Origin of the sequence: Terrabacter sp. GCM10028922 (genome assembly GCF_042666095.1) — a bacterium.
GTDB lineage: Bacteria > Actinomycetota > Actinomycetes > Actinomycetales > Dermatophilaceae > Terrabacter.
In genome coordinates this window covers 160,664-173,455 of sequence record NZ_JBHTFG010000030.1, presented here as the reverse complement: position 1 = coordinate 173,455, position 12,792 = coordinate 160,664, and the positions used below count along the sequence as shown (strand labels likewise).

Below are 12,792 nucleotides of genomic sequence, written 5' to 3'. Positions count from 1 at the left end.
CTGGCCGAACTCGTCGCTGACCTCGGGGCGGAACACGACGCCGGACAGGGGCATGCCGTTGCCCATGGGCTTGCCCATGGTGACGATGTCGGGCAGCACGTCGTGGCGGGCGAAGCCCCACATCGTCTCGCCGAGGCGGGCGAAGCCGGCCTGGACCTCGTCGGCGATGTAGAGCCCGCCGGCGGCGTGGACCTCCTCGACGACGGCGGGCATGTAGCCGACCGGGTCGGTGAAGATGCCGTCGCTGGTGTAGGCGCAGTCGGTGATGAGCGCGGCGAGGCGGTAGCCGTGGCGCTGCAGGTCGGCGATGGCGTCGCGGACCTGGGTGCGCATGTGCTCGGCCAGGGTGGTCCCGGGCGGGGCCAGGCGCGGGTCGGGCGGGTCGATGAGCCGCACGTTGGGTCCCAGCGGCGAGCCGGCGCCCAGGCTCGGAGAGAAGGAGGCGACCTCGCGGGTGATGCCGTGGTAGGCCCAGCGGGTCACGATGATGCCCTCGGCGCGGGTGTGGAACCGGGCGACCCGGACCGCGAGGTCGTTGGCCTCCGAGCCGGAGCAGGCCAGGCTCAGCTTGGACAGCCCGGCCGGGAAGGTCGCCAGCAGCCGCTCGGCGTAGTCGACGAGCGACTCCTGCAGGTAGCGGGTGTTGGTGTTGACCGCGGCCATCTGGCGGGCCACGGCCTCGGCCACGTGCGGGTGGGCGTGCCCGACGCACGGCACGTTGTTGTACGCGTCGAGGTAGTCGTTGCCGTCGCGGTCGATCAGGTGCGCGCCGTGACCGGAGACGAACTCGACCGGCTCACGGTAGATCAGCGTGTAGCCCGGTCCGAGGACCTTGTCCCGGCGGGCGATCAGCTGCCGCTGGCGCTCGGGCAGCCCGCCCAGCACCGCCGGGTCGAACCGGTTGGGGTAGTTGACCAGCGCCCGGCTCAGCGTCGACGTCATCAGCGATACACCCTTCGTCTCTCCTGAGCGGGACGTTCCCTGCTCCGGATCGACCATACCATTATTTGTTCCCGTTCCAACCTGAAACTTTTTATTGCTTGGAATCCGCTTCCTCTGCCCGATCCCGGAAGGCGCGGGCGCGACGTCACCGGGGCGGACCATGGCCCGCAGGCCGCCCCGCCCCCGGCCGCCCCTGCCGGGAACCAGCATCGCGGCGTTCGGGCCGCTACCGCTAGGCCTGGGCGTGGTCACGCGGGCCGGGTCGCGGACACGTGCACGGTCACGAGGGACCGCATCGTGTCGGTCACCTTGCCGGCGTCCGCCGCCGGTCGAGCTTCGACGGTTGCGACCGTTCCCTGCTCGCCGGCCAACGCGCCGATGGCGCCCCAGCCGCCGGACGGCGCTCCACTGTTGTCCTTGAAGCTCCACCTCGGGTCGAACCGGGCATGGAAGTCGCGACCCACCTGGGCCGGTTCCATCGGCGAGGCGTACACGAGCGTGATGCTCGACGCGCCTCGGATGGCCGCCGCACCTCCACCCTTCTGCTCGGTTCGCGAGAGCAACGTGGCGCCGGACGGGACGGTGAGGACATCGAGGGCCGCCAAGCGGTCGATGACCTTCTGGTCGGCGACACCGGAGCCGCAGCTCGATGTCACGACAACGACCAGCAGCGCGGCCAGCACGACTGCGAGCGCTCCTCTTGCCCTCATCACCCCTCCACCAATGTCCACGGGAGCCGGACGCCCGCCCCACTCACGGCCACCACGGGAGTCCACTTTCGGGGCGCCGCATGAGTCCACGCCGACGCCTTACGGGGACTCTTCATGCGGCAGCGCGCGGCTGTGGATCGCCTTGGTGATGGCGCAGGCGGTGTCGATGAAGGACTCCGCCTGCTGCTTCGACAGATCGCCTGCGGAGGCCGCCTCCAGGGTCTGCCACAGGGCTGCGATGGGTCCACGCATGGCTCGACCCTTGTCGGTGAGGTGGACCACCATGACCCTCCGGTCGTGTGCGGCCGGCTCGCGAACGAGCAGGCCGGCGTCCTGCATGCGGCGCAGGGACTTGGACACGGTGGAGTGGTCCAGGCCGACGCTTTCGAGCAGCTCGGACTGGGTCTGGCCGTCCCGGTCGAAGAGCTGCATCAGCAGCAGCTCCTGGCCCGGATGCAGGTCCATCTCGCGAAGCAGGGCGGCGGCGTAGGCGCGGTGGGCGCGGGCGAGCTGGAAGATCGCGTAGCTCATCGGCCCTCCGCCGGCCGTCGTGGGGATCTGGGGCATGGTTCCCCTTTCTCAGCCGGCGTAGGTGGCGTAGTCGGTGTAGCCGGCCGCTCCCCCACCGTAGAAGGTCGCCGGGTCCGGAACGTTCAGCTCCGCGCCGACACGGAGGCGCTCGACCAGGTCCGGGTTGGCGAGCGCGAGGGCGCCGACGGAGACCAGGTCGGCCGTGCCCTTGTTGACGTCTCGGGCGCGCGCAGCGATCTCGGTCCCGCCGCGGTTGAGGATGAGTGTGGTCGGCCACTTGGCGCGCAGGGTGTCGAGCAGAGCGTCGTCGCCCGTGTGCATCACGTGGAGGTAGGCCAGGCCCAGCGGGCGCAGTGCGTCGAGGAGCATCGGATACAGCTCGTGCGTGTCGGACTCCGCGATGTCGTTGTACGAGTTGCCCGGCGAGATGCGCAGGCCGGTCCGTTCCGCGCCGATCTCGTCCGCAACGGCGGCGACGACCTCGACGGCGAAGCGAATGCGGTTCTCGAGCGAGCCGCCGTAGCTGTCGGTGCGCTGGTTGGTGTTGTCGGACAGGAACTGGTGAACCAGATAGCCGTTGGCGCCGTGGATCTCCACGGCGTCCGCGCCCGCCGCGACGGCGGCCGCCGCAGCGCTGCGGAAGTCCTCGACAGTCGTCGCGACCTCTTCCGTCGACAGTGCACGGGGCTCCGGCATCTCCTGGGGTCCGGACGCAGTGAACATCACGCCCTCGGGTCGGATCGCCGACGGGGCGACCGGCTGGCGCCCGTGGGGGGTGTTGTCGGGGTGGGAGATTCGTCCTACATGCATGAGCTGGATGGCGATCCGGCCGCCAGCCGCGTGCACGGCGTCGGTGACCGTGCGCCACCCGGCGAGCTGCTCCTCGTTGTGGATGCCGGGAGTGAGGAGGTAGCCCTGGCCGTCGGCGGAGGGCTGGGTGCCTTCAGTGATGATCAGGGCGTGCGAGGCCCGCTGGGCGTAGTACTCGGCGTTCAGCTCGGTCGGGACGCCTTCCTGCGTGGATCGGTCCCGGGTCATGGGGGCCATGACGAGGCGGTGCGGCAGGGACATGTCGCCCACGGTCGTGGGTGTCCACAGGGATGTCAGCATGAGAGTCCTTCAGTGAGGCGATGACCGGGCCGGTCACCGGAAGCGGGGGGGTTGGTGACAGTGGGCGTGGTCAGTCGACGGTGAGGACGAGCTTGCCGCGCACGTGCCCTGCGTCGCTGACCTGCTGAGCCGCGGCGGCCTGCTCGAGCGGATACGCCGTGACGGTGGTGACGAGCGTGCCCATCGCGGCGTCCTGCGCCAGGGCGGCCAGGCGTTCCACGGAGGGCGCCGCGGATCCGCGGGAGAAGGTGACGCCGAGCTGCTGCGCACGGAAGTCGGCGATGGTGACGATGCGCTCGGTGCCACCACGCAGGGTGATGGAGTCCTCCAGGGCACCCTTGCCGGCGAGGTCGAACACGGCGTCGATGCCGTCGGGGGCCAGCGCCCTCACCCGCTCGACCAGGCCCGTGCCGTACACGGTCGCTGTGGCGCCGAGCGCAGCGAGGTAGTCCTGGTTGGACGGGCCTGCGGTGGCGATGACTCGCGCCCCGCGGGCCACGGCCAGCTGAACGGCCAAGGTTCCGACCGCTCCGGATGCGCCGTGCATCAGCACGGTCTCCCCGGCGGCGACACCGAGCATGCCCAGGACCCGCTCGGCAGTCTCACTCGCCACCGGCAGCGCAGCCGCGTGCTGCCACTCCAGCGCGGCGGGCTTGAGGGCCACGTTGGTGGCCAGCGCATACTCGGCGTACGACCCCGTGTCCGACCAGCCGAGCACCCCATCGCCCACCTGCATGCCGGTCACACCCTCACCCAGGGCGTCCACCGTGCCGGCCAGCTCGCCACCGGGAACGGCGGGCGTGGTCGTCGGGCGCAAGGCCTCCATCATCCCGGAGCGGATCTTGCCGTCCAGCGCGTTCAGCCCGGCAGCCTTCACACGGACCCTGACCTGGCCGGGGCCGGGCTGCGGGACCTCGATGTCCACCTCGCGCAGCACCTCCGGACCACCGAACCGGTCGAAGACGATTGCCTTCATGTTGACTCCTCTCCTCTTTGCCAACCAATTATGTGGCTGGACACATAATCACCATACAGCAAATGGGTGGCTAGCCAAGTATCGACGCATGGCCAACGTGAAAAGCCCCGTGCGAGCTCGGCGAGATGTCGTCGAGCGGGCTACGACGCACCGGCTGTTGCCGGTGGTCGGTCCTTCCTCAGAACCGGATGCCGCGCTGGCGCATGAACGTGACCGGGTCGGTGGCCTGCCCGTCGATGTTGACCTGGAAGTGCAGGTGCGGGCCGGTGGAGTGCCCGGTGGTTCCGGTGCGGCCGACGACCTGCCCGGCCCGGACCGGGTCGCCGACCTTCACGCCGAAGGCGCTCTGGTGCATGTACTTGATGACGATGCCGCCGCCACAGTCGAGATCGGTCTGCATGCCCCCTCCGTGGGCGTCGGCCGGGTCGAGGCGGAGTACGACGCCGTCGCACGCTGCCCGGTCGGGGGTTCCGATCGGCACGGCGAAGTCCTGTCCGCGGTGCATCGACCACGCGCCGGTGACCGGGTCCAACCGCATCCCGAACGGGCTGACGAGCGCGTAGGGCGCCGGGGCGAGCGGGTGCGCCCACGACCCCGACACCTGCGCCGGGCCGCCCGCGCCGGTGCAGTCGAGGTTTCCTGCCGCTCCGGAGAGGAGCCACTCGGCCAGCGCTCGGGCGTCGGGCTCCCACCGGTTGTAGAGGGTCGGGTAGGCGGAGCGCTGGACGGCTTGGGCGAGCACGCCCAGGGGCAGGCTCTGCCAGCCCTGGATGTCGGTCAGGCCGGGGTTGTTCGTGTGGCCGGCGACGCCGTAGAACGCGTCGCTCGCCTGCACGGGGTCGAGGATCTGCTCGCGGGTCCCCCATCCGGCGGAGGGCCGCTGCTGGAAGAGGCCCGCCGAGTCACGGTCGCCGCTGGGCAGGTTCCTCAGGGAGGACTCCTGCATGGCGGTCATGAGGGCGACGACGACTCCGTTGGCGCCCGCCCTCGAGGCCTGCCCTCGCTGGGCGATGATCCTCGCGTTGCCCAGCTGCTCGGCCGACCAGCGGGCCGAGGTCCGCGGCGGCGCCGAGGCGGCCGTCGCGAGATCTCGCGTGGGGATCACGACGCACGATGCCGGCGCCATCGTCTCGCTGCCCGGGCTGGACCCGGCTATGGCGCCCAACAGCACTGTGAGCCCCAGCAGGCCCGCGAGGACCGTGAGGACGAGCCCCCCGACCAGGCCCTTGGCCAGCCGCCGAGGTCCCAACGCCCGGAGCAGGCCCGTCCACGTCACGGCTCAGTCCCCGGGCGCCGTCACCGCTGCGGGCGCGACGTCCGAGGCGAGCCAGCGGCCCTCGACGAGCACGACCTCCACGCGGATCGGGCCGGCGTCGGTGGGAACCTCGAACGAGGCGCCGGTCGCGTCAGGCAGGACGTGGACCATCCTCGCCGGGCCGATCACCTTGCTGGCCGGGATTCGGGTCGGGTCGGTGTACGACATCGAACGCTCGAGGTCCGGTGCGAGGTACCCGCGCACACCGGCGAGCCACTGCTCCGCCGGCACGGAGGGCCGAGCCCATGCCGTCACGAACCCGCTCGCGGCCTCCTGCGCGCCCGACGGGACTGCCGGTGCAGGCGTGCCCGTGGCCGGCCCGGTGGGTTCGGGAGCTGGTGATACCGGGTGCGTAGCCGGGGCGTCGGCGGGGCTCGTCGCCGCCGATGAGGAGACCGTCGGGTCGGCTGCAGGCGGCGTGGTCGAGGAGGCCGCCGGTGCCGCCGCACGCCCTCCTGTCGAGGTCGAGGACGACTCGGACCTGGTTACGGGCTCGGTCGAGGCGCCCGAGAGCGCCTGCCACAGCCCGATGGCCAGGACCAAGGCGGCCACGACGCCGAACAGTCTCCGCGGCGAGTACAGGGGCCAGCGCACCCACGGTGCGACGACGTCCCAGAGGACGCCTTGGGTCTGTCGACGGTTAGGACGCACCCGTGAGGCTCCGATCCGGGGCGAGGTTGCCTCTCGGGGTGAACACGACGAAGACGCGTCGGCCCTCGCTGTCGTAGGTCAGGTTCGAGTCATCGACTGCAGGCGGCGCGCCGACGTCGCCCGCGTCGAGGACCCGTCCCTCCACCGACAGCACGGGCGACCGCTCGCGCACGGTCGCCGGGTCGGCGGGGCCGCGCGCCGACGGTCGGGCGGGCAGCCTGGGGCCGGCTTGGCCGTCCACGACGTCGGGATCGGCGTGGCGTCCTACATACTGCTCGGCCCCTGCCTGCGCGACTCCACCCGAACCAGCCCCGATCCGGGCGAAGGTCGGCCGGCCTGCTGACACCTCTCGGGCCGACCGTCCCCCGACGACCGCAGGTACGCCGGCGCCGGCCGCCCCGTCCCGTGGCGCGAAGGTGCCTCGTACGCTGCCCAGAACAGTGCCGCGTACGGCGCCCCGTTCGGTGTCTCGTTCGGCGCCTTCTTTGTGGGCATGTCCGGCGCGGTCGACGTAGACGCCCGCGGTGACCGTGCCGACATCCTCAGGGGTGCGCGCATCCCCGAGGAAGAGCGGCTGTGGGGAGGGCTGCAGTGCGGCGGCGTAGTGCACCGGGTGCTGGCGCTCCTGGCCGGTCGGGCGTTCGCCCCTTTCCTGCGCATCCTCGAGGGCGGCCTCCTGACCGCGCTGGGTGCCGAGGCGTGAACCGACGTAGCCCGACAGGAGCCTGCCGCCGGGGAGCCTCAGCCTCGGCATGACCGCGGTCGGCCGCAGCATCTTCCAGACGATGTACGCCACCAGGAAGACCAGCACGAGCTTGAGCCAGTCAGGCAGGTCGGAACGGAGGATCCCCACGTTGTAGCGCAGGACTACGAGGGCCGCCAGGAAGAAGATCGGCCCCATGACCAGGGGCTTGACCACCCTTTTGAACAGCGCCAGCGCCACGTCCCTGGTGGAGTCGACGAGGAAGACGACACCGGCAACCGGTGTCAACGGCAGGAGCAGGCGGATGAGCACGTACGCCCCCACGACGACGACTCCGGCTGCCACGAGGAACAGCGCGACCATGAGCACCGACATGAAGCTGAGCAGCGCCAGGCTGATGCGGTCACCCCACCTGTTGCCGGTGAAGTAGTCGTACGCCACGGGATCGTCCCGCTGGATCGTGTCGGCGAGCTGCCGAAAGGCCTGTGCCTTGGCGTCCACGATCCTCGCGCCGGCACCGGCCGGGTCCTGGGCGTACGCGTCGTACTCGGTCCAGCTGAAGTGCGTTGCCTTGAAGACGCCCGGACCGTACGTGCGTGCCGTCGCACCGTCGGCGTCGCCGAACGCCCCGTCGGCCCATGACCGGAAGAGCGTTTCGCGCGTGAGGGTGTCCCATTGGCGGTCGAGCGTCTTCTTCGCGGCAGCACCCTTGTCCTCGGCGGACCGGGGCGCGACGGGGCCGACGAAGTCTGCGCTGTCGAACCCGTCCGCGACCGCGACGACGGCGGTCTGGACGCCGTCGTCGAGCAGCTTGACCGACTCGACCGGGTAGCGCACGGCCCACGAGGTGACGACGAGCACCAGCAGCGCCCACACGATCGCGTTGATCGAGCCGGACAGCTGGCCCCGGCGGGCGCGGATGAGCGTGACGATGGCGACCAGCGTCATCGCGAAGCTCAGCCACGGGAACCAGGCGCCTGCAGCGGTGGAGGCGGTCACGCCGGCCACCAGGGGGTCCAAGGATCCGATCCAGCTCGATGGGTCGACGACCAGGGAGAACAGGCCCTGCCCCCACGACGGAAGCAGCCCCGGCAGCTCGAGGCCGAGCAGGTTGCCGATGTTCGCCCCCAGGCTCGGCATGATCCCGTCCTGCGGTGAGCAGCCGTTGTCGTAGGTCCACCACGTGTAGTTGGTGCCGTACACCGACTGGATCGACACTCTTGAGCTGCTGAAGGGGTCCCCGTCGGACACGATGGCGGGCCGCACCGCGATGTGCCCGTTCGGGTTCGACGGAAGCGGCGCGTCTCCCCTGCAGTCCGGGCCGACGGTGGGAGCCCAGACCGGAGCTGACGCCGCGGCGCCCTGTGGCCCCGCCGAGGCGGACCCCGCAAGCGCGAGCAGCATCGCCAGCGCCACGAGGAGCGCCGGGAGGAGCCGCCGCATCACGCGGCCCCTTCCTCGTCCCGGACCGGGAGCTGGGCGATCCGGGACGCACGCTTCTCGGGCGAGGCCGTCGTGTTGAGTGCCTCGAAGAGCTCGGGATGGTGCGCCAGGCTGACCCGGATCTTCTCCATGCCGCCGCGCCCGCCCTCACCGCCGAGCCCGTCGCGGTAGATGAACTCCCGGAAGCCGAGCCGTTCCTCGCTGCGGCGGCCACGCGGCGAGAGGTTGCCGAGGATCTCCTCGTAACCGATCCCTTCCGGCTTGCCCAGCAGCTTGAGGGCGTCTCGCTGGGCCTCGATGTCCTGCGTCCGGCCGACCAGGGCCGCGCCGACGAAGTTGTTGACGTTGTTCGCGCCGAGCACGGTCGAGGCGTTCTGCATCGCGACCAGGGCCGCGCAGTTGTTCTTGCGTGAGTCGGAGCTGAGCTTGTAGACGAGGGTCCGACCCGCACCCGAGCCCTCGGTGACCTCCTGCGCCTCGTCGAGCACGAACAGCTTCCGCTCGTGCGGATCGCCCCGGTAGATCAGCTGCAGCGATGACCACGCGGCCAGCGCCATGATCGGCCGGTAGAGCAGCTCCTCCGGGGTGTAGTCCTCCAGGTCGACGGACTGGTCCGGCTTGACCAGCCCCTTGAGGTTGAACACCGTGAACCGGGCCTCCTCGGCGCGTTCGAGGTGGGTCGGGGTCCTGGTCCGTGCGTGGAAGAAGAGCCGACCGAGCTCACGCTGGGCCGCCGCGACGAGCTCGTTGGCCACGTCCTGTGACATGGAGTCGCCGCGCTGCAGCTGCTCGACGACCGACATGGCCGAGGAGTACCGTGTGTCGGGCGAGGCGGTGATCGCGGCGCGCAGCTTGGACTGCACGGCCGCATCACGCCCCATCGACAGCGGCAGGCACCAGCGCAGCGTCTCGTACGCGAGATCCCTGCGCGTCGAACGCGCCGCGTTCTGCGCGAGCTCGAGCTTGGTCGCGAAGTCCTGCTCGTCCTCTGACTCCAGCTCGACGAGCGCGCGGTTGGGGTCGGGCACCACGGCATACGGTGACAGGCTGCCGGGCGCACCGCCGAGGAGGTCGACGCTGCGGGAGATGGGCGCCAGCTCGGGCAGCTTGAGCATCTTCTGCAGCCGGCCCGCCGGGTCCATCGCCACGCCTCGGACGCCGGACAGGACGAACTTGTACGAGCAGGTGCCGAGGAACATCGACTTGCCGGAGCCGGGCGTGCCCACGACGGGGACCAGGCCGCCCTGCTCCATCACCTCGGTGAGGAACCACGGGTCGAAACAGACCGCTCGCGAGGACAGGCCGGCAGTCTCGCCGATGTGGGCGCCGCGGCGGTCGCCGACCTCCGCGGTGATGGCCGGCAGACCGGCTGCCACCTTCAGGATCGGGAACTTGCGGGCGTGGGCGTTGCTCGACAGAGGCTCGCCGGGGACGAACTCGCGCGCCAGGTGGTACTGCCCCAGCTCGCGTACGAGCTTGATCTGCGGCTTGTACAGGTTGACCAGCCGCGAAGCGCGCTCCAGGGCCTCCTTCTCCGTGGCGCCGGAGACGGCGACCCGGTACCAGCCCCGGGTCCGGGTCGACAGGCCCGTGAACTCCGTCCGCATCTCGTCCTCGACGTCCGCGGCACGATCGGCCTGGCGGGCCAGCTGCTTCGGGGGACGTTTGCCGTGCTCGTCGCGCCAGTGCGTCATCTGGCCGTCGATCCGGTTGGTCAGGCGTGTCATCTCCCTGGAGATCTCTTCGGGTGCACGCGGGTCGACCCGGTAGAACCACTCGACGGGGAACCCGAGCCGGTCGGACTTGGCCATCCACGGCTCGTGCTTCTCGGGGATCTGGATCTCCCCCACGCGAGCCACCGTGAGGACGACGACGTGCCGCGTGACCGGCTGGTCGTTGACGGTCGTCGCGATCCGGACCGAGGAGGCGAGCGGCTCGGCCGTCCACGACGCGGTGTTGACGAACTCGGCGAGGTCGTCCTCGTCGAGGGAGTGTCGGTCCGGTTCGTCGGGACCCGGCACGGGGACGGGACAGCCGAGGGCGTAGGACCGGGCGAGGAGCCACTCCATGTCCTTGGGTGAGGCCGGGCCGGCCTCGATGCCGGGGCCGGCCATGATCGAGTCGACAGCCTGCAAGCGCTCCTCGAGGGCCTGCATCTCCCGGTCGACGGCGCCGGAGAGAACCTTTCCGAGCGCCTTGAGCGCGACGCCGCGCTCACCGAGGTCCACGCCGTAGAAGACGAGCTTGTCGGCCTGCGTGTGCTGGGCCATGTGCAGCTGGTCGCGGCGCATCATCTCGTCGAACCCGGCCTGTGGCTCCGGGGCGTTGGCGTAGGCCGCGGCAGCCCAGTGGTGCACCGGGTACGGCCTCGTGGTGACCCTGCAGTAGACCGTGGTGCCGACGAGCTCGGCCAGCTGCACGGCCTGGTCGTAGATGAGGCCCTCGCCCTCCTCGATGGAGCGGAAGCTCCACGTCTGGGGGTCGGCGAGATACCAGGCGATCATCCGGTCCGAGCCCTTGCCGGAGAAGGTGACGTGGTTGACCACGGCGCGCAGGGCCCAGTCGTCCTGACGGCCCCGGTGCTGGGCCCGGTCGCCGACCGGGGTTCGTGGCTCCTCACGCTTCTTGAACGGGCTCCACATGGCTCAGTCCTCCGAGTTTCCAGACGAGCGACGGGCGACGTAGCGGCCGAGCACGCCCTTGGGCCGCCGGACCCGACCGAAGGCGTCCCCTGAGGCCCCTCGGACCCGACGATCCGGACGAGGAGCGCGCAGGTCGTTCCAGAACGAGGCCGCGATCGCGCCGATGGGCCGCTCGGGCGTCGCGTGGTCGGCGAGGACCATGGCAGCCCAGACGGTCGCGATGAGCAGCAGACCGACACTGAGCAGACCGAACTCCATGCCCACCCGCCGGGCGATGACGAAGGCCAGCGGTGCGATCCCGAGCCACGCGAAGATCGCCTTGTGCCGCATCGGTGCGATGTAGCGGCCGGGCGGGCCGAGGTAGGTCTGGTCCACCTCGTACAGCTCGTCGTCATCCGGAAGTCGCACGGTCAGCTGCCGCGGATCAGACCGGCCAACCACGCACCGATGTCCGAAGCGTTCGTCCCGGTGGCGATGCCGAGAACCGCAAGGCCCAGGAACAGGCCCGCCACGATCGTGATGCCCTTGCCCACGTTCCCACCGCGCGCCGCCCACAGGACCGTGATGGCCAGCAGCAGGATCACCAGGGGAATGGCGTTGTTCTGGAGCCAGCCAACGAGCCCCGACGTGCCGTACTCGGCCGTCGGCAGCGCCGCAAGAGTCGTGAGGGTGTGCATGGTGTGACTCCTTGATCCGGCGGGGGACTCTCCCCCGGTCAGCACATCAACTGTGACCGTTTGGCTCGTGGCGCGCGAGTCGACTGTTGTGTTGGGTCACTGGTCGGACACACCGGCGCGACGGGTGCCCGAAATGAGCAGTCACCAGCCACACAGCCACCACCAGCCCCACCTGAGGGCGACAACGCCCGTTCAGGCTTCCGGCGTCGAGGATCGGGCCGCTACGCCTGCCCGGTCGTCTCGACCCGCGAGCCGTCCGGTTCGCGGGGCGCCGCCTCAGAGGCACGCAGCGCACATTCGGCCATGTGGGACGAGCGGGCCTGCGGCGTCATCCCCATGAAGTGCAGGACATTGGGGTTCGGCACCCGGGGACGCGTCGCATACGACTCCGGCGAGGAGTTGTAGCACGTCTCTGCCGTTCGGCCCTCGAGGTAGGGCTGGTTCCACCCCGTCGGCAGCCAGCTGGTCCGCAGCAGGAATGGCGAGCCCTGTCCCGGACCGGCCCACCGGTACTGCTCGTCACCTCGACGCCAGCCGAGCGCCGCCAGGACGGCGCCCTGGTCCGACCACGGTCCTGGTTGCCGACCGGCCTCCGAGACGGCATCGAGGAACGCGAATGACTCAGCGCACGACCGCATCAGCCACACGCCGGTGTTCGGGTTGACGCGGTGCTCGAAGGGGACGTGCTCCAGTGCCAACGCCTGGAAGTGGCCGGGGTGTAGATGCTGCGTGATGTCCTCGTCGGTACGCATCACCAGCACGTCGGCGTCCAGCCACAAAGCCAGGGGGTAGTCCCGCAGTGCCTGTCGCAGAAGACTGACCTTGAGCCACTTGGCGGCCTGCGCCAGCTCACTCGCGCCCTCGCCGTCCGCTTGAACCTGCGCCGCATGGACGTCAAAGCCCCAGCGATCGGCAAGACGTCGGAACGTCGGAAGTGCGAAGTCGTGCAACACCGTCTGCATCGTCGGGCCGGCAGCGGTGACGATCACGCCTCGAGGTCGTCCCAGCCCCGAGCCACCACCTCCCGCACCTCGCGGTGACTCTGACATGGCGCCCCCATTCCATCGGTCTTGCCGCGAACCTACTGCAGCA

Annotated in this window: 12 protein-coding genes; all 12 read right to left on the bottom strand. The window is 70.5% G+C overall.

Annotated elements, in window-relative coordinates; translation table 11 throughout:
* On the bottom strand, window positions 1-942 hold a 942-nt coding region (locus ACFQU3_RS20385), incomplete at its 3' end, for an aspartate aminotransferase family protein (protein WP_385913159.1).
* Between the two features lie 248 nt (window positions 943-1,190).
* On the bottom strand, window positions 1,191-1,652 hold the full coding sequence (locus ACFQU3_RS20380; RefSeq protein WP_385913157.1) for a hypothetical protein: 462 nt from the start codon (window positions 1,650-1,652) through the stop codon (window positions 1,191-1,193).
* 99 nt (window positions 1,653-1,751) lie between these two features.
* Window positions 1,752-2,219, bottom strand: a complete 468-nt coding sequence (locus tag ACFQU3_RS20375; protein WP_385913155.1) for a MarR family winged helix-turn-helix transcriptional regulator — start codon at window positions 2,217-2,219, stop codon at window positions 1,752-1,754.
* A 12-nt stretch (window positions 2,220-2,231) separates the two neighbouring features.
* Entirely contained in the window at window positions 2,232-3,293 is a 1,062-nt protein-coding gene (locus ACFQU3_RS20370; protein WP_385913153.1) for an alkene reductase, read from the bottom strand.
* Window positions 3,294-3,363: 70 nt separating this feature from the next.
* A complete protein-coding gene (locus ACFQU3_RS20365) occupies window positions 3,364-4,269 on the bottom strand; it encodes an NADP-dependent oxidoreductase (RefSeq protein WP_385913152.1) in 906 nt (301 codons plus the stop codon).
* A gap of 178 nt (window positions 4,270-4,447) precedes the next feature.
* Window positions 4,448-5,545 (bottom strand): M23 family metallopeptidase, encoded by a 1,098-nt coding sequence (locus ACFQU3_RS20360; protein WP_385913150.1) that lies wholly within the window; start codon window positions 5,543-5,545, stop codon window positions 4,448-4,450.
* 3 nt (window positions 5,546-5,548) lie between these two features.
* A complete protein-coding gene (locus ACFQU3_RS20355; RefSeq protein ID WP_385913148.1) occupies window positions 5,549-6,136 on the bottom strand; it encodes a hypothetical protein in 588 nt (195 codons plus the stop codon).
* A gap of 88 nt (window positions 6,137-6,224) precedes the next feature.
* Window positions 6,225-8,381: a hypothetical protein gene (locus tag ACFQU3_RS20350; RefSeq protein WP_385913146.1), complete on the bottom strand. Its 2,157-nt coding sequence runs from the start codon at window positions 8,379-8,381 to the stop codon at window positions 6,225-6,227.
* Window positions 8,381-11,023, bottom strand: a complete 2,643-nt coding sequence (locus ACFQU3_RS20345; RefSeq protein ID WP_385913144.1) for an ATP-binding protein — start codon at window positions 11,021-11,023, stop codon at window positions 8,381-8,383. Before ACFQU3_RS20345 ends, ACFQU3_RS20350 begins: the two co-directional genes overlap by 1 nt.
* Before the next feature lie 3 nt (window positions 11,024-11,026).
* Complete coding sequence (locus ACFQU3_RS20340; RefSeq protein WP_385913142.1) at window positions 11,027-11,431, bottom strand: hypothetical protein; 405 nt, start codon at window positions 11,429-11,431, stop codon at window positions 11,027-11,029.
* A 2-nt stretch (window positions 11,432-11,433) separates the two neighbouring features.
* Window positions 11,434-11,700, bottom strand: a complete 267-nt coding sequence (locus ACFQU3_RS20335) for a hypothetical protein (RefSeq protein ID WP_385913140.1) — start codon at window positions 11,698-11,700, stop codon at window positions 11,434-11,436.
* A 221-nt stretch (window positions 11,701-11,921) separates the two neighbouring features.
* Complete coding sequence (locus ACFQU3_RS20330) at window positions 11,922-12,689, bottom strand: hypothetical protein (RefSeq protein WP_385913138.1); 768 nt, start codon at window positions 12,687-12,689, stop codon at window positions 11,922-11,924.
* Window positions 12,690-12,792: the final 103 nt, after the last annotated feature.

What these genes read in the sequence shown, in the direction of transcription:
- ACFQU3_RS20365 (WP_385913152.1), bottom strand. Translation starts at nt 4,269, where the DNA reads ATGAAGGCAATCGTCTTCGACCGGTTCGGTGGTCCGGAGGTGCTGCGC.
- ACFQU3_RS20380 (WP_385913157.1), bottom strand. Translation starts at nt 1,652, where the DNA reads ATGAGGGCAAGAGGAGCGCTCGCAGTCGTGCTGGCCGCGCTGCTGGTC.
- ACFQU3_RS20335 (WP_385913140.1), bottom strand. Translation starts at nt 11,700, where the DNA reads ATGCACACCCTCACGACTCTTGCGGCGCTGCCGACGGCCGAGTACGGC.
- ACFQU3_RS20350 (WP_385913146.1), bottom strand. Translation starts at nt 8,381, where the DNA reads ATGCGGCGGCTCCTCCCGGCGCTCCTCGTGGCGCTGGCGATGCTGCTC.
- ACFQU3_RS20370 (WP_385913153.1), bottom strand. Translation starts at nt 3,293, where the DNA reads ATGCTGACATCCCTGTGGACACCCACGACCGTGGGCGACATGTCCCTG.
- ACFQU3_RS20375 (WP_385913155.1), bottom strand. Translation starts at nt 2,219, where the DNA reads ATGCCCCAGATCCCCACGACGGCCGGCGGAGGGCCGATGAGCTACGCG.
- ACFQU3_RS20345 (WP_385913144.1), bottom strand. Translation starts at nt 11,023, where the DNA reads ATGTGGAGCCCGTTCAAGAAGCGTGAGGAGCCACGAACCCCGGTCGGC.